The sequence below is a fragment of the Nocardiopsis sp. KDC1DS13DA1 genome (assembly GCF_055632325.1).
Genome location: NZ_JBVMUY010000035.1, coordinates 71,848 through 86,600 on the forward strand (window position 1 = coordinate 71,848; position 14,753 = coordinate 86,600).

The 14,753-nt window shown below is 72.9% G+C and carries 21 protein-coding genes; 11 read left to right on the forward strand and 10 right to left on the reverse strand.

The genetic code is table 11. From position 1 onward, the window contains the following. Positions 1 to 10: 10 nt before the first annotated feature. Positions 11 to 406 carry a hypothetical protein gene (locus ACTVAJ_RS23080; protein ID WP_470390326.1) on the reverse strand — a complete coding sequence of 132 codons (396 nt, stop codon included), beginning with the start codon at positions 404 to 406 and terminating at the stop codon, positions 11 to 13. Between the two features lie 229 nt (positions 407 to 635). Between ACTVAJ_RS23080 and ACTVAJ_RS23085 the strand changes: the two genes are divergently transcribed. Continuing rightward, entirely contained in the window at positions 636 to 1,481 is an 846-nt protein-coding gene (locus tag ACTVAJ_RS23085) for a class I SAM-dependent methyltransferase (protein WP_470390327.1), read from the forward strand. A gap of 48 nt (positions 1,482 to 1,529) precedes the next feature. On the opposite strand, the gene ACTVAJ_RS23090 is transcribed toward ACTVAJ_RS23085, so the two are convergent. From ACTVAJ_RS23090 to ACTVAJ_RS23105, 4 genes are all read right to left on the reverse strand, one after another. Next, the gene (locus ACTVAJ_RS23090) at positions 1,530 to 2,027 is read right to left on the reverse strand and encodes an ATP-binding protein (RefSeq protein ID WP_470390328.1); all 498 of its coding nucleotides are present in this window, start codon (positions 2,025 to 2,027) and stop codon (positions 1,530 to 1,532) included. Beyond that, a complete protein-coding gene (locus ACTVAJ_RS23095) occupies positions 2,027 to 2,473 on the reverse strand; it encodes a hypothetical protein (protein WP_470390329.1) in 447 nt (148 codons plus the stop codon). Before ACTVAJ_RS23095 ends, ACTVAJ_RS23090 begins: the two co-directional genes overlap by 1 nt. 341 nt (positions 2,474 to 2,814) lie before the next feature. Then, on the reverse strand, positions 2,815 to 3,030 hold the full coding sequence (locus tag ACTVAJ_RS23100) for a 4-oxalocrotonate tautomerase family protein (RefSeq protein WP_470390330.1): 216 nt from the start codon (positions 3,028 to 3,030) through the stop codon (positions 2,815 to 2,817). 155 nt (positions 3,031 to 3,185) lie between these two features. Beyond that, positions 3,186 to 3,962, reverse strand: coding sequence for an SDR family oxidoreductase (locus ACTVAJ_RS23105; protein WP_470390331.1), 777 nt, complete (start codon positions 3,960 to 3,962; stop codon positions 3,186 to 3,188). Positions 3,963 to 4,139: 177 nt separating this feature from the next. Between ACTVAJ_RS23105 and ACTVAJ_RS23110 the strand changes: the two genes are divergently transcribed. Further along, positions 4,140 to 5,030 (forward strand): MmyB family transcriptional regulator, encoded by an 891-nt coding sequence (locus ACTVAJ_RS23110; RefSeq protein ID WP_470390332.1) that lies wholly within the window; start codon positions 4,140 to 4,142, stop codon positions 5,028 to 5,030. Positions 5,031 to 5,084: 54 nt separating this feature from the next. On the opposite strand, the gene ACTVAJ_RS23115 is transcribed toward ACTVAJ_RS23110, so the two are convergent. Beyond that, positions 5,085 to 5,258, reverse strand: a complete 174-nt coding sequence (locus ACTVAJ_RS23115; RefSeq protein WP_470390333.1) for a DUF397 domain-containing protein — start codon at positions 5,256 to 5,258, stop codon at positions 5,085 to 5,087. Continuing rightward, positions 5,255 to 6,061 (reverse strand): helix-turn-helix domain-containing protein, encoded by an 807-nt coding sequence (locus ACTVAJ_RS23120; protein ID WP_470390334.1) that lies wholly within the window; start codon positions 6,059 to 6,061, stop codon positions 5,255 to 5,257. Before ACTVAJ_RS23120 ends, ACTVAJ_RS23115 begins: the two co-directional genes overlap by 4 nt. A 183-nt stretch (positions 6,062 to 6,244) precedes the next feature. On the opposite strand from ACTVAJ_RS23120, the gene ACTVAJ_RS23125 reads away from it, so the two are divergent. Genes ACTVAJ_RS23125 through ACTVAJ_RS23135 form a run of 3 tightly spaced genes read left to right on the forward strand, consistent with a single transcriptional unit; the run spans position 6,245 to position 7,807 of the window. Next, positions 6,245 to 6,793, forward strand: a complete 549-nt coding sequence (locus ACTVAJ_RS23125) for an ATP-binding protein (protein ID WP_470390335.1) — start codon at positions 6,245 to 6,247, stop codon at positions 6,791 to 6,793. A 7-nt stretch (positions 6,794 to 6,800) separates the two neighbouring features. Continuing rightward, positions 6,801 to 7,319, forward strand: coding sequence for a hypothetical protein (locus tag ACTVAJ_RS23130; RefSeq protein ID WP_470390336.1), 519 nt, complete (start codon positions 6,801 to 6,803; stop codon positions 7,317 to 7,319). Beyond that, positions 7,316 to 7,807, forward strand: coding sequence for a GNAT family N-acetyltransferase (locus ACTVAJ_RS23135; protein WP_470390337.1), 492 nt, complete (start codon positions 7,316 to 7,318; stop codon positions 7,805 to 7,807). Before ACTVAJ_RS23130 ends, ACTVAJ_RS23135 begins: the two co-directional genes overlap by 4 nt. Before the next feature lie 43 nt (positions 7,808 to 7,850). Here the strand turns inward: ACTVAJ_RS23135 and ACTVAJ_RS23140 are convergent, their stop codons facing one another. Continuing rightward, entirely contained in the window at positions 7,851 to 8,315 is a 465-nt protein-coding gene (locus ACTVAJ_RS23140; protein WP_470390338.1) for a MarR family winged helix-turn-helix transcriptional regulator, read from the reverse strand. A 76-nt stretch (positions 8,316 to 8,391) separates the two neighbouring features. On the opposite strand from ACTVAJ_RS23140, the gene ACTVAJ_RS23145 reads away from it, so the two are divergent. Further along, a complete protein-coding gene (locus ACTVAJ_RS23145; protein ID WP_470390339.1) occupies positions 8,392 to 8,766 on the forward strand; it encodes a cupin domain-containing protein in 375 nt (124 codons plus the stop codon). A gap of 38 nt (positions 8,767 to 8,804) precedes the next feature. On the opposite strand, the gene ACTVAJ_RS23150 is transcribed toward ACTVAJ_RS23145, so the two are convergent. Beyond that, positions 8,805 to 9,335 (reverse strand): SMI1/KNR4 family protein, encoded by a 531-nt coding sequence (locus ACTVAJ_RS23150; RefSeq protein WP_470390340.1) that lies wholly within the window; start codon positions 9,333 to 9,335, stop codon positions 8,805 to 8,807. A gap of 130 nt (positions 9,336 to 9,465) precedes the next feature. Here ACTVAJ_RS23150 and ACTVAJ_RS23155 point away from each other — a divergent pair, with 130 nt between their 5' ends. The 4 genes from ACTVAJ_RS23155 to ACTVAJ_RS23170 are packed head-to-tail and all read left to right on the forward strand — an operon-like array spanning position 9,466 to position 13,536. Then, positions 9,466 to 10,746: an NAD(P)/FAD-dependent oxidoreductase gene (locus ACTVAJ_RS23155; RefSeq protein ID WP_470390341.1), complete on the forward strand. Its 1,281-nt coding sequence runs from the start codon at positions 9,466 to 9,468 to the stop codon at positions 10,744 to 10,746. After that, entirely contained in the window at positions 10,743 to 11,504 is a 762-nt protein-coding gene (locus ACTVAJ_RS23160; protein ID WP_470390342.1) for a DUF1365 domain-containing protein, read from the forward strand. The genes ACTVAJ_RS23155 and ACTVAJ_RS23160 overlap by 4 nt, the downstream gene beginning before the upstream one ends. Continuing rightward, the gene (locus tag ACTVAJ_RS23165; RefSeq protein WP_470390343.1) at positions 11,501 to 12,751 is read left to right on the forward strand and encodes a class I SAM-dependent methyltransferase; all 1,251 of its coding nucleotides are present in this window, start codon (positions 11,501 to 11,503) and stop codon (positions 12,749 to 12,751) included. The genes ACTVAJ_RS23160 and ACTVAJ_RS23165 overlap by 4 nt, the downstream gene beginning before the upstream one ends. Then, positions 12,748 to 13,536, forward strand: a complete 789-nt coding sequence (locus tag ACTVAJ_RS23170; RefSeq protein ID WP_470390344.1) for a DUF1295 domain-containing protein — start codon at positions 12,748 to 12,750, stop codon at positions 13,534 to 13,536. Before ACTVAJ_RS23165 ends, ACTVAJ_RS23170 begins: the two co-directional genes overlap by 4 nt. A gap of 81 nt (positions 13,537 to 13,617) precedes the next feature. Here ACTVAJ_RS23170 and ACTVAJ_RS23175 read toward each other — a convergent pair whose 3' ends face one another. Beyond that, positions 13,618 to 13,914, reverse strand: a complete 297-nt coding sequence (locus ACTVAJ_RS23175; protein WP_470390345.1) for an MTH1187 family thiamine-binding protein — start codon at positions 13,912 to 13,914, stop codon at positions 13,618 to 13,620. Between the two features lie 210 nt (positions 13,915 to 14,124). Here ACTVAJ_RS23175 and ACTVAJ_RS23180 point away from each other — a divergent pair, with 210 nt between their 5' ends. Beyond that, entirely contained in the window at positions 14,125 to 14,709 is a 585-nt protein-coding gene (locus tag ACTVAJ_RS23180) for a GNAT family N-acetyltransferase (protein WP_470390346.1), read from the forward strand. Positions 14,710 to 14,753 lie beyond the last annotated feature (44 nt).

Below are 14,753 nucleotides of genomic sequence, written 5' to 3' on the forward strand. Positions count from 1 at the left end.
TCGTCGGGGGTCAGCGCTGGGCTGCGGGACCGGGCTGGTAGGGACCCTGGGGCGGTCGGGGGACGCCCGGTACCGGACCGACGGCGGGCTTCGCGGGTCGGCGCGTGGCGGCCGACACCAGGAGGACGGCCCCGATGCCGAACAGGAGGTAGGCCAGGAAGAAGACGGTGTCGATGACGATTCTCGACGCGTCGAAACCGATGCGTGTTCCGACGGACAGGTGGATCGACATGTACGCGAAGTTCATGATCAGGTCGATGACCCCGCTGACCAGGAGCAGCGCACCGCCGGTCAGGGTGAGGCCCCTGCGGCCGGCGGTGGCGGCCAGCCCGCACACGATGGCGCCGACACCCAGGAGGAGGTACAGGATCGGACCGACCAGTATCGGCAGGCTGGGGGAGGTCATGGTGTTCCTCGGGTGACGGTGACACGGGCGGCACGGGGGCGTGGTGCCCAACCGAGGGTAGTCGCCCTCCCCGACCAGGGTCGATAGTCAGGCCGGATGCGGCCGGGCGCGGAAGTGTGATCCGGGGTCGAATATGTTCACGGAAACGGTATCGCTTCTTCTCCGTGAATTTTTCTTTCTCCGATATGATGGTGAGCGCTTATGGCGATCCGGCGGTAGTTTCACTGCCGTGTTGAATTCACCGAGCCGCACCGCGCTGATGTCCGCCGCCGCCCGAGCGGCCCACCTCGTCGTCGACGACGCTCCCGTGATCTTCGCCGACACCCTCGCCCGTCGGCTCCTCGGCGACCACGCCGACGCGCTGATCTCCTACCACCGCGCCCAGGGGGCGCATCCGGTCCTGGCCGGTGCGCGGGTGTCCGCGACCACGCGCGCCCGCTTCGCCGAGGAGCGCCTGGCCCGGGCGGTCGCGCGGGGGACCGGTCAGTACGTCGTCCTGGGGGCGGGGCTGGACACCTTCGCCTGCCGTTCCGAGAACCGTTCCCTCCGGGTTTTCGAGGTCGACGCGGCTCCGACGCAGGAATGGAAGCGCCGGGCCCTGCGTGACGCCGGTGTCGCCGTTCCCGACACTGCGGCCTTCGTGCCCGCCGACCTCTCGGACGGGTTTCTCACGGCGCGGTTGGCCGACGCCGGATTCGACCCGGACGTCCCGGCGTTCGTCTCCTGCCTGGGGGTGGGTATGTACCTCACCCCCGACACCGTCGACGGTGTGCTGGCGATGGTCGCCGGTTGGGCGCCCGGTTCCGAACTGGTGATGGACCACCTGCTTCCCGAGGGCGGACGCGACGCCGCCGGACAGGCGTACGCCGACGCGGTCCAGGCCGCGGCGGCCGGGAGCGGCGAGGTCTGGCGCACCTTCCTCACCCCCGAGGAGTCCGCCCGTCTGCTCACCGCGCACGGTTTCACCGTCCTGGAACAGGCCGGGACACGTGACTCGGTCGACCGCGGCCTGTGGTCCCGCACCGACCAGCTGCGCCCCTTCGACCTTCCGGTCCTGGTCCACGCGCGGACATGACGGGGGCGGGTCCGGGGCCTGCCCGGACCCGCACCGCGGGCCCGTCCGTCAGCGGGTGAAGACGAACGGGCGCAGCCCCGCCGGGGCCGTGCCGGGCTCGACCGCGAAGGTGGCCCAGACGTGCGTGCCCAGGTCGGCCCACGGTGCCAGGCGGAAGTGTCCCCAGGCTGTGCACAGGTGCTCGACCAGCAGCAGCCCGCGCTGGCCCTCGGCCCAGTCCCACTCCTGCTCGCTCCGCTCCACCGGGACGCGCGGGACGCCGCCGCCCCCGCCCCAGTCGCTCAGGAAGACGCGCAGTTCGTCCGGCCCCGGCATCGACAGCCCCCGGATCACCTCGCCGTTCTCCCGGCCCGAGTCGGTGTACTTGACGCAGTTGGCGAAGAGTTCGCTGGTCACGAGTTCGACGGTCGCCGCCAGCTCCGGATCGAACCCGGCCAGGTCGCGCGCGAGGTCGGCGCGGACGTCGCGGAGCCGGGCGAGGTCGCCGGGGTAGGTGCGGTGCTCCCAGAACACGAGCGGGCGGGGTTGCCTGGTGGCGGTGCGCATCAGACGGCCACCGCCTCTCGCCGCGCTCCGGCGGGCTCGACCGGGCACAGGCCGGGCGGGGGCGTCGGGGCGAGGAGGTCGCCCTCGGGGATCGGCCGGGGTGCGGGAACCACCGGGGCGGGGACGGCTCCCCGGGAGCGCGGGCGGTCGGCGGCGTGCCCGGCGCGGGAGAGGGCGCGTTCGTGGGCGGTGTAGTAGGGGCGCACGAGCGCGACGTCGTCGGCGATCGGCGCGGGCTGCGCGGGCGGCGGGGTCGTCCCGGGCTCGGGGCGGGGCGTCCGGGCGCTGCCCCGCGGCTCGGGTGCGGGCATCGGCGCGTAGCGGCGGACCCGGGTGGAACGGCGGCGGCGGGCGGCGGCCGCGGAGTGGCGTCCGTGCGCGGGGGTGAGGAGCGCCCGCAGGATCCGCAGGGTTGGGCGCAGGAGGGCAGGGATAGAATAACCCATGTCGGCAATCCTTTGGTTAAAGGGATGAGTTGCTGGCCACGACCCCGGGCGGTAGTTGAATCGCCGCGGGGTCTTCGTGTGTTCGGGTGTGGTCGGGACAAAGATTAGGGGAGCTGCGGGGGAAGAGGCGAGCATTTCTGGGAAAAGGGTGCTTGGGAGAACCAGGTTTTTCGTTATTGCAGCTCAGGGTGGTTGGGGAGAAGAACCAGCCCTTTTTGTCCCAGTAGTGTGGGTGGTCCTTTTGGTCGGAATTGACTTCCGGCGCCGGGTCCGGCCGGTGGACAGCACGACGGCCGCGGCCCGCGCGGAAACGCGGGTCGCGGCCGTCAGGGGAACCGTACCTACCGCGCCGTCATGTCCTGGATCCTGGCGAGGGTCAGCACGTCGCCCGCCACCCCCCAGCCGCCGTCGGCGACCTCGTCCACGAGGACGACGGTGGTCGACCGGGCGTGGTCGCCGTAGATCTCCGCGTACAGGTCGGTGGTACGGGTGATGATCTTCTCCTTCTGCTCGTCGGTGAGCGTTCCGGCGGGAACCTTGAAGTTGGCGAAGGGCATGCGCTTCGTCCTTCCGTGGGTGGGTGTGGGGTGTTGACCGCGTGTGGCGGTCGGTGCGAACCGCCCGGGGCGGGCAGGTCCGCCGGGCACGACGGCGGCGGTGCCGACGCCCGAGCCGGTGAGTCCGCCCGCGTGGCCGAGGGCGGGCGCGCCCGTCAGACGATGCCTCCGTTCGCGCGGACGGTCTGGCCGTTGACCCAGTGCCCGCCGGGGGAGGCCAGGAAGGAGACGACCGCGGCGATGTCGGCGGGCGTCCCCAGGCGCTCCATCGGCGGCTGGGCGGCCAGACGGGCGATCGTCTCCTCGTCCTTGCCGTCGAGGAACATCTCGGTGGCCGTGGGCCCGGGCGCCACGCTGTTGACGGTGATCCTCCGGCCGCGCAGCTCCCTGGCCAGGATCAGGGTCAGCGCCTCCACGGCTCCCTTGGTGGCGCTGTAGGGGCCGTAGCCGGGGAAGGCGAGGCCGACGACCGAGGAGGAGAAGGTGATGACGGCGCCCCCGTCGCGGACACGGCGGGCCGCCTGCTGGGCGATCACGAACGTCCCGCGGATGTTGGTGCGGTGCAGGGCGTCCAGGTCGGCCAGGTCGACCTCGGCGATCGGCGCGAGGAACATCCGCGCCGCCGAGTGGACGACCGCGTCGACGCCGCCGAACTCCTCCTCGGCGGCGTCGAACAGTGCGGCCGCGGCGGTCTCGTCGGCCACGTCGGCCCGGACCGCGATCGCCCGTCCGCCCGCGGCGGTGATCTCGCCGACGACGGACTCGGCGGTCTCCTGACCGTTCGCGTAGTTCACGACGACGGCGAAACCGTCGCGGGCCAGGCGGGTCGCGGTCGCGCGCCCGATGCCGCGCGAACCGCCGGTGACCACGGCGACCCGGGGCCGGTCGGCGGCCCCGCCGTCGCGGGGACCGGAGGTGGGGTGAGAGGACATGGAAGCTCCTTGGTGTGCCGGGCGGCGCCCGCCCGGGTGTCGTCGCCGCGCGGTCCCGGCCCGGGTCCGGCGGCTCCCCCTCACCCTCGAACCACGGCGGCGGGGTAGCCAGGCGGGTGCTCACCCTGGGGTCGACACCCCCTGTCTGGGGAGCGCTCGGTGCCCGAGAATGAGGGCATGGACCTCGCAGAACTCGGCGCCTTCCTGAAGTCCCGACGTGACCGGATCCGGCCCGCGGACGTCGGTCTGACCCCGGGGCCCCGCCGCCGTGTGCCCGGTCTGCGGCGTGACGAGGTCGCCCTGATCGCCGGTGCGTCGGTGGACTACTACACGGAGTTGGAGCGGGGGCGCGGTACGCAGCCCTCCGCGCAGATGCTCGCCGCGCTGGCCCGCGCCCTGCGGCTGACCCACGACGAGCGCGACCACGTCTTCCATCTCGCCGGTCGCCCCGTACCCGCCGAACACGGGTCCACCGCGCACGTGGAGCCCGCCATGCTGCGCCTGCTGGACCGGCTGGAGACCACACCCGCCATGGTCATCACCGACCTGCACGAGGTCCTCGTGCAGAACCGGTTGGCCAGGGCCCTCCTCGGTGAGACGCCCGTGGGGTACGGCCCGAGGGCCGGTATCGCCTACCGGTGGTTCACCGATCCGGGCAGCCGGGCGATCCACCCCGAGGAGGACCACGCCCACCACTCCCGGGTGTTCGCCGCCGACCTGCGCGCGGCGTCCGCCCGCCGCGGCCGGGACCCGGAGACGGCGCGGATGATCGCGTCGCTGCGTCGGAGCAGCGCGGAGTTCGCGGCCCTGTGGGACACCGGGGACGTGGCCGTGCGCCGGATGGACCGCAAGCGCATCGTGCACCCGGGTCTGGGGGTGATCGAACTCGACTGCCAGAACCTGCAGAGCGAGGACGGGCGCCAGCGGCTGCTGTGGTTCAGCGCGACGCCCGGCACCCCGGCGGTCGAACAGTTGGAGCTGCTCTCGGTCGTGGGGGCGCAGGAGTTCTCCGCCCACGGCGTGGCGGTCAGCGCGTCGGAGGGCGGTGAGGGGTTCCCGCAGGGGTGAACGCGGGGCAGGGGCGGCGCTTCCGGCGAAGCGCCGCCCCTGGGCGGTCGGGGGTCAGCCGTGCCGCCTGAGGGAGTCCACGAGGGAGGTCCACTCGCCGGTGCCGAAGGCGAGGTGGCCCAGGTCCCTGTTCTGGGTGTCACGGACCAGGACGGTCCGGGGGGTCTCGTTGACCTCCACGCAGCTCTGGTCGCGCATGCTGTAGCTCGACTTGTGCCAGCTGTTCACAGTGCCTGCCTCATCTCTTTCAGCTTCCGCGCCGAGGCGTCCGGAGGGAGCGCCCACGCTTGGAGCTTGCCGAAGACCGTTTCCAGGTTGCGCATCTCTTGGGCATCGTCGGAGAGGAGTTCTCCGAGCGTGTGTTCCACGCACAGGACGCCCCGCTCATTCTCGATGTATATCAACCTGAATGGCCCATTGATCCAGGCGAGGTCGGGTACGCCGACCGGGAGGACCTGGACGGTGATGTTGGCCTGTTCGGATTCCTGGACGAGCCGGTCGAGCTGCTCACGCATCGTTTCGGCCGGCATCGGCAGCGCGAGGGCGGTCTCGGCCAGGATGACGTTGAGGAGCAGACCGGCCTCGGTCCTCAGGTCCGCGCGCCACGATGCCCGGGTGCGGATGACGTTCTGGACGTGGTCCTCCGACGCGCCCGGGACCGACTGGGAGATGAGCGTCCGCGCGTACTCGCAGGTCTGGAAGAACCCCGGCACCACCAGGGGATGGAAGAACCGGATCTCCCGGGCGCGCTTCTCGTAGTCACGCGACTGCCGGTACCACTCGGGCTCGGTCCCCGCCTTGAGCACGTCTCCCCACTCGCGCAGCAGGGCGCCGTTCGTACGCAGCGCACGGTCCAGCGCGGTCACCACGTCCCCGTTCGGGGCCCGTGTCGCGTTCTCGATCTTGCCGAGGTAGGACGCCGACCAGTCCGTGCTCCTGGCGAGCGCGTTGAGTGAGAGCCCCTGCTGTCTGCGCAGCCGCTTCACCCGCTGCCCGAACCTGACCCACTCCGGCTTCCGGGGTTCGTCCATGCGTACAGCCTGTCAGCGCACGCGTACGCGCACCTACGGAAGTCCCCAGATCGCGGCCATCCCGTAGAACCGCTTCCCCCGGGTTCGGGCCGCGGCGCAGCCTGGGGAGCGAGGAAGTCCCGGCGATCGCGTCAACGGCCCCGGGACCCGGTTCACACCCGCGCTCTCACGACAGGTACGAACATGAACGAGGCTACTCCCCGACGCGAGCCCGCAACGGGCGTACCCCGCCCACGCACCGCGACCGTCCCACCGCCCCGGCGGCTGGCACTGGCCGACCCCCGCCGGTGCGGGATCGTGCTCGGCCACGACCCGGGCCACGTCCGCATCGCCCGCGTGTGGGCGCACCAGGTCGCCCGCACCACGCCCCACGCGGCCTTCCCCCTGGTCGCGGTGGTCAGCGAACTCGTGACCAACGCCCACCGGCACACCCGGTCCGGCGACCCCGGCGGGACCGTGACGGTCGTGGTCGAACGCCGCCGCCACACCTTCGTCCTCACCGTCACCGACAGCGGGCCGCGTCCCGGCCCCACCGTGCCGGTACCCCGGATCGAGGAGGGCGGCGATCCGCCCAGCGGCGGCTTCGGACTCCGCATCGTCGACGCCCTCGCCGTGTACTGGGACTGGAGCGGATCGGCGGGCGGCCCGCTGACGGTGCGCGTCTGTCTGGAGCGGGACCCGGCGCCCGGTAAGGACATCCCGCCGCAGGACGGTCGGTGCGGGTCACCATAATGACGGCATGAGCGAACACGCGGACCTCCCCGAAGCAGTCGACGCGAAGGCACTCCTGGCCCTGTCCGAAGAGCACCACGAACGCACCGTGCGGTTCCTGGGCACCAGTGAGATCAGCGGACACCTGGTCAAGGCCTACGCCCTGGAGGCGCCCGGGCGCACCGTGACGGACGGGGACGAGGACGAGGCGCTGCGGATCGCGGAGGGCCACCTGTCGCTCGGCGAGGCCCGCGGCTCGCTGGGGCTGGCCGTGGTCATCGCGCACGCGGGCGGCGACGGCGACTACGTCCTCGTGCACAGCTGGATCGAGGGCCACATGTCCGACCTGGCGGTCTTCACCGGTCCGGCCGGACGGCCCGACCTGCTCCGGCCGGGGCGCGCGGGCCTGGCCCCCTGCGTGTGGGAGGCCGAGATCCTGGCGCACGAACGCGACGTGTTCGCCTGGCACGTCCTCGACGGCGAGGGGGACGTGTCCGACCGGCTCACCACGTGGTCCGAGGACGTCATCGAGGGCGTCTCCCGGTGAGCGCGGCGCACGTGCGGCGCGCCCGGCCGGCGGACCTGCCGCACGTCGCCGCGCTGGCGGCCGAGCACGCCGCCTACGAGAAGGCCCCGCCGCCCGCACCGGACCTGGCCGAACGGCTCGGCGCCCTCCTCTTCGGCCGGGCCGAACCCCGTCTGCACTGCCTCGTGGCGGAGAACGCCGACGGCGAGGTCGTCGGGTACGCGACCTGCTCCCCGGAGGTCTCCACCTGGGACGGGTGCGAGTACCTGCACATGGACTGCCTCTTCCTGCGCGACGGGACCCGGGGGCAGGGGCTCGGCGCGCGGATCATGGCCGCGGTCGCGGACACGGCACGCGGGCTCGGCCTCACCGAGGTGCAGTGGCAGACCCCGGTCTGGAACCAGGACGCGGTCCGTTTCTACGACCGGCTCGGAGCGCGGGCGAAGGAGAAGCTGCGCTACACGCTGCCGGTCGACGCGTCTCCCGCCGCGGGGAACCTGACCGGCTGACCGCGGTCCCGGTCGGGCGCGGGTCACGCGCCCGACCGGGACCTCACGCCAGCGGCGGGAGCGCGCGTTCGAGGGCGTCCCGGGACCCGCTCCTGGCCGCGATCGCGGCCAGGACCTCCCGCGTGGCCGCGACGTGTCCGGGACCGATCCGCTCGGTCAGCTCCCGCTCGAACGCCAGGTGGAACTCGTGCGCGCTGGCCATCAGCGCGCGGCACCGCTCGGTCGGGACCAGGCGCCTGACCCGGCCGTCCGACGGGTCCGGCACCCGCTCCACGTACCCCGCGGCCACCATCTCCTCGACCGCCTTCGCCGCTCCCTGGTGGGTGACGCCCATCCGCGCGGCCAACTGGCTCGTGGTCAGGCTCTCCCTGGCGAGCAGTTTGAACGCGAACCCGAAGTTCTGCCGGACGTCGGTGAACCCGGCCTCCGCCAGGTGGGCGTGCAGCTCGCCCACCATCTGCTGGAAGGCCAGCCCGAGCCGGGCGCCGAGGTCGTCGCTGAGATCCATCCGTACTCCAGGGGTTGACGCGGTCGTGCGCCCTATTCTACAACTTCATTTGTACAACCGAAGTTGAGGAGTTTTCATGGCCATCGTCCACGGGGCCACCGCCCCCACGTTCACCACCCCGCACGCGACGTTCACCGGCCTGGCCGCACCGAGCCGGGGAGCCGAGGAGACGTGCGTCTGGCGCACGACCATCGCTCCGGGAGCGCCGGGGCACGAGCACTCCCTGGACCGGGAGGAGGTGCTCTACGTCCTCTCCGGCGCGGCCGTCGCCACCCTGGGCGGCACCGAGCACCGGATCGCCGCCGGGGACGCGCTGATCGTGCCCGCGCGCACGTCCCTGATGCTGGCCAACCCGCACGACGCGCCGTTGGAGCTCGTGGCCGTACTGCCCGTCGGCGGCAGGGCGATCGTGCCCGGAGACGGGCCCTTCGTCCCGCCCTGGGCGCGCTGACCCGTCCCGGGCGAGCGTGACCGGCGCCCGGCCGCGGGTCAGGCCGGGGTCGCCTCCGGTGCGTCCGGCAGCGGGCACTGCGCCTCCACGTGCTCCCGGAAGTGCGGGAACTCCTCCCGGGCCAGCCTGAGGATCTCCTCCGGGGCGCGACGCGCGCCGGAGGCGTGCCGCTCGGCCACCGCGACGACCTCGGGGCTGGTGCCGGTGGGGCAGGGCTGCTCCCCGAGGGCCACGAAGGGGTGGACCCCGTGCGCCAGCAGCCACAGGTAGGAACCGAGGTCGGGGGCCATGACCGCCAGCTCCCCCTCGGACCCGACGAAGACCACCGGCTGCTCGGTCGGGGGCCGCCCCTCCCGCACCGACCACAGACCGACGAACCCTCCCCCGCCCTCCATGGCGAACAGGCGGAACTCACCCCCGTCGGCCTCCTCGTCGCCGGTCCACGCGCGGAACCACAGCGTGGTCTGGTCCGGGTGCTCGAACCGCTCGAACAGTTCGAGGTCGGCCACCAGGCGGCCGGTGGCCCGCACGAGGTCGGCCAGCATCGGGGGAAACTCCAGTGCGTCCATGCCGGAAAGATAGCCCCCCACGCCGACACCCCCACGTTGTGATCCTTCCGTGATCAGTTGGCGGGCAATCCGGCCCCGGCGTTCGCTCCGAATACCCCACGCCCCACGAGAGGACGAGCGGAGAGGACGCATGGTCACCGGCCAGAACACATCCGAGCGCAGGCGGGTCGCGGTCATCGGAGCGGGCGTCGCCGGGCTCACGGCGGCGCACGTACTGCGCGACGAGTTCCGGGTCACTCTGCTGGAGGCGGACGACCGCCTGGGCGGACACGCGCACACCCACCAGGTCGGGTCCGGCCCCGGAACCCGGGTCGACAGCGGCTTCATCGTGCACAACCGCCGCACCTACCCCCGGCTGCTGCGGCTGTTCGACGAACTCGGCGTGGCCACCCAGCCCACCGAGATGAGCATGTCGGTCAGCTGCGAGGGCTGCGGTTTGGAGTACGCGGGCGCGCGCGGACCGCTCGCCCTGCTGCCCGGCCGGTCCGGGCGCGGCCCCGCCTTCGCGCACATGCTCACCGAGATCCCCCGCTTCCACCGCGCCGCCCGGCGCGTCCTGCGCGTACGGCACCACGCCGGTCTCCGGGAGCCCACCCTCGGCGACTTCGTCCGCGCCCACCGCTTCCGCCCCTACTTCGTCGCCCACTTCCTGCTGCCGCTGGTGTCGGCGGTCTGGTCGTGCCCGTCGGGCACCGCGCTGGACTACCCGGCCCGCTACCTCTTCGCCTTCCTCGCCAACCACGGGATGCTCAGCGTGTGGGGCTCGCCCGAGTGGCGCACGGTCACGGGGGGCTCGGGCGTCTACGTGCAGCGGGTGGCCGAGAACCTGGACAGCGTCCGCACCGGAGCGCGGGTCACCGCACTGGCGCGGACCCGCTCGGGGGTCCGGCTGCGGGTGAACGACCAGGAGGAGCACTACGACGCGGCGGTCGTGGCCACCCACGCCGACCAGGCCCTGGAACTGCTGGAGGCGCCCACCTCCACCGAGCGCGAGGTCCTCGGCGCCTTCCGCTACTCCCGCAACCGCACCCTGCTGCACACCGACACCTCCGTGCTCCCGCGTGACGACGGCACGTGGTCGAGCTGGAACCACCGCCTGGCCTCGTGCGACCCCGACGGCGACCCGGTGCGGGTCAGCTACCACATGAACCGGCTCCAGCGCCTGGGCGCCGAGGAGCAGTACGTCGTCACGCTCAACGACGAGGGGTCGGTCAAGCCGGACGCGGTCATCGCCGAGATGGACTACGCCCACCCCGTCTACACCCCGGAGTCCGTCGCCGCGCAGCGCCGGCTGGGCGAGCTGAACGACGGCCTCGTGGCCTTCGCGGGCGCCCACCACGGCTGGGGTTTCCACGAGGACGGGTGCCGGTCGGGCGTCGTGGCCGCCGCGAGCCTGGGGGTGCGTTGGTGAGCACGGTCCCGGTCCCGGGGCTGTACGAGGCCACCGTCCGCCACGTACGCGCCGAACCGGTGCGCAACGCCTTCGCGTACGGCACCTACTACTGGCTCGTCGACCTCGACGACGTCCCGCGTCCCCCCTGGCCCCTGCGGCTGTGGTGCGACTTCCGCGCCGCCGACCACGGCACCGGCACGGCGCCGACCCTGCGCGCCGACCTCGACGCGTTCCTCGCCGACCACGGTGTCGACCTGGACGGCGGCCGGATCCTGATGCTCGCCCACGCGCGGGTGCTCGGCCACGTCTTCAACCCGCTCACGGTCCACTGGTGCCACGACCGCGACGGCTCCCTCCGGTGCGTGGTCGCCGAGGTGCACAACACCTACGGAGGCCGCCACCGCTACCTCCTGGAGACCGACCCGCGGGGGCGCGCGGAGGTGGACAAGGTCTTCCACGTGTCCCCCTTCAACCGGGTCGAGGGCCACTACCGCCTCAGCCTCCCGCCTCCGGGGGAGCGGCTCGCGCTCACCGTCGCCCTGCACCGCGAGGGGCGGCCCCCCTTCACCGCCTCCGTGCACGGCACGCACCGGCCCGCGAACGCCGCGACGCTGGCGCGGCTGGCCCTGCGCCACCCCGTCGCCCCCCTGGCCGACGCGCTGCGGATCAGGATCCAGGGGATCGGCCTCTACCTCCGAGGCCTCCCGGTCCAGCCCCACGAGTCCCGCGTGTCCGACGACCACGCATCCCACGAGCAGGCAGGACACACACGATGAACACGATCAGCACACCGACGACCCCCACCGTGGACACCCGGCGCTGGCCCGACGTGGCGAGGGTTCCCGCCGCCGGGGTCCGCTCCCGCCTGGCCCGGCTGCTCACCCGGCGGGTGGCCGAGCGGTTCGGCGTCCACGTGCACGTCGGCGACGGCGAGCCCACCGGTACCGGCCAGGCCCCCGTCCTCCTCCTGCACGACCCGGACGCCTTCCACCGCAGGCTGGCCACCGGCGGTCTGATCGGCCTCGGCGAGTCCTACATGGCGGGCGAGTGGGACTCCCCCGACCTGGTCGGGCTGCTCACCGCGCTCGCCAACGTCTACGAGGACCTCGTCCCGCGCCCCCTCCAGCCGCTCCGGCACGTCACCCTCCCCCGGCGGCCCGCCTCCGAGCGCAACACGCGCAGCGGCGCCAAGCGGCACGTCAGCCACCACTACGACCTGTCGAACGACCTGTTCGCCACCTTCCTCGACCCGACCATGACCTACTCCAGCGCCCTGTTCGCCCCCGGCGAGCCGCGCACCCGCGCCACGCTCGCCGGGGCCCAGGGGCGCAAGATCGACCGCCTCCTCGACGGCGCCGGGGTCACGTCGGGCACCGAACTCCTGGAGATCGGCACCGGCTGGGGCGAACTCGCCCTGCGCGCGGCCCGCCGCGGGGCGCGCGTCACCTCGGTCACGCTCTCGGCCGAGCAGCGCGACCTGGCCCGCGAACGCGTCGCCGCCGCGGGCCTGTCCGACCTGGTCACCATCGAGCTGTGCGACTACCGGGACGTCACCGGCGCCTACGACGCGGTGGTCAGCGTGGAGATGATCGAGGCCGTCGGCGACCTCTACTGGCCCGTCTACTTCACCGCGCTCGGCCGCCTGACCCGCCCCGGCGGGCGGGTCGGCCTCCAGAGCATCACCATGGGGCACGCCATGATGCGCGCCTCACGCGGGTCCTACACCTGGATGCACAAGTACGTCTTCCCGGGCGGGCTGATCCCCTCGGCGACGGTGATCGAACGCGAACTGCGGGAGCGCACCGAACTGGAGATCGTCGACCGGACGGCGTTCGGCGCCGACTACGCCGACACGCTCCTCCTGTGGCGCGAGGCCTTCGAGGGCGCGGCCGACCGGGTCGCCGCACTCGGCTTCGACGACGTCTTCCACCGCATGTGGACCTTCTACCTCTCCTACTGCGAGGCGGGCTTCCGGGCGGGGATGATCGACGTCGAGCAGTTCGTCATGGAACGGAGGGCGTGACCGCCGTGACCGCGCTCGGTGTGAACCTGGCCGCCACCGCGGCCGCCCTGCTGGCCCTGGTCCTGGTCACCTTCGTCATCGGCAGGAGGGTGGGGCGGCACAGCGTCATCGACGTGGCCTGGGGGATCGGCTTCGTCGTGGTCGCGGGGCTCAGCGCCCTGCTGGCGACCGCCGACCCCGCCCGCGCCTGGCTGCTGTTCGCCCTCACGGCGGTGTGGGGCGTCCGGCTCGCGCTCCACATCGGTACGCGCGCCCTCGGCCACGGGGAGGACCCCCGCTACGACCGTCTCCTGTCCCGCGCGCCCGGCAGCCGCGACGCCTACGCCCTGCGCATGGTCTACCTCCTCCAGGGCGGCCTGATCTGGCTGATCTCCCTGCCGGTCCAGGTCTCCGCGCACGTGTCGCCGCAGCTCGGCCCGGTCGCGTTCGCGGGGGTGGCCCTGTGGCTGTTCGGGTTCGCCTTCGAGGCGGTCGGCGACGCCCAGCTGCGCCGGTTCAAGGCCGATCCCGCCAACCGGGGGCGGATCATGGACCGGGGCCTGTGGGCGTGGACCCGCCACCCCAACTACTTCGGGGACGCCTGCGTGTGGTGGGGGCTGTTCCTGGTCGCCTGCGGGTCCTGGTGGGTGCTGCTGACGCTGCCCTCCCTGGCGGTGATGACCTACCTGCTCACCCGGGGGTCGGGGCAGCGGCTGCTGGACGAGTACATGTCCGACCGGCCCGGCTGGGCCGAGTACGCCGACCGGACCAGCGCCTTCCTGCCCCGGCCGCCCCGGGGGAGGTGAGCGCCGCCCGGGTGGTGGGCACCGAGGTGCACCACCACGCCGGGCCGACCCCGACCGCACTGCGCGGACCGCCCGCCCCGGTCACATGTCGCGGAGGTGCTCCTCGACGGCCGCCACCTTCCCGTCGAGCGCTCCCTCCACGCCCGGCCGGATGTCCGCCTTGAGTACGAGCGAGGTCCGGGCGGCGCCCTCACCGGCCGCCTCCACCGCCCGCCTGACGACGTCCATTACCTCGTCCCACTCGCCCTCCACGGTGGTGAACATCGCGTCGGTGCGGTTGGGGAGACCGCTGTCGCGGACGACCCTCACCGCCCTGGCGACGGCCTCCGCCACGGACTCCCCCTCACCCAGGGGGCTCACTGAGAACGCGACGAGCATGGGTACTCCTTGTGGCTGTGGGAACGTCTTCGGCCGGGCCTCGCGGCCGCGGAACCGTTCGGCGCCGCCCGCGTGCCACCGGTACGTTAACCGAGTCCGCTCCGGCGCATCCAGAGCGGTCCCGCCGCGTCGGGAAACCCTTCTCCGGTGGCGCGGCACCGGAGGAAAACCGGTTGGTCCGGACCCCGTTCACGTGGTTGGATCCCGGGCATGGTGCCCTCCGACGTCTTCCGCGACCAGCCCGCCCTCATCGGGGAGCGGATCAGGCTCGAACCCCTCGACGAGCGGACGGGCGAACACCTCGTCCCGGTCCTCACCGACCCGGACCCCGACGTGCGCCGTCTGACCGGCACCCACGCCACGTTCACCGAGCGGCAGGTCCGCGACTGGGCCCGTTCGCGCCCGTCCCAGGTCGACCGCGCCGACTGGGTGATCCTGCGCAACGAGGACGACCGCTGCGTCGGCGACTGCGCACTCATCGACCTCGACGCCGACAACGGCGGCGTGGACTACCGCATCGCCCTCAACGACATGACCCTCACCGGCAACGGCTACGGCACCGAGGCCACCGACCTCGTCCTGGAGTACGCCTTCACCGTGGCGGGCCTGCACCGGGTGGCCCTCCAGGTGTTCGACTTCAACACCAACGCCCTGAGGTCCTACGCCCGCTCCGGTTTCGTCCGCGAGGGCGTCTGGCGCGACCACCTGTACTGGGACGGCGAGTGGCACGACGCCGTCCTCATGTCGGTCCTCGCCCACGAGTACGCCGAACTCCGCGCGGCGCGGTCCCGCTGACACCCGGCCGCGGCTCCCGCGTTCACGCCCCGTCACCGATAGGC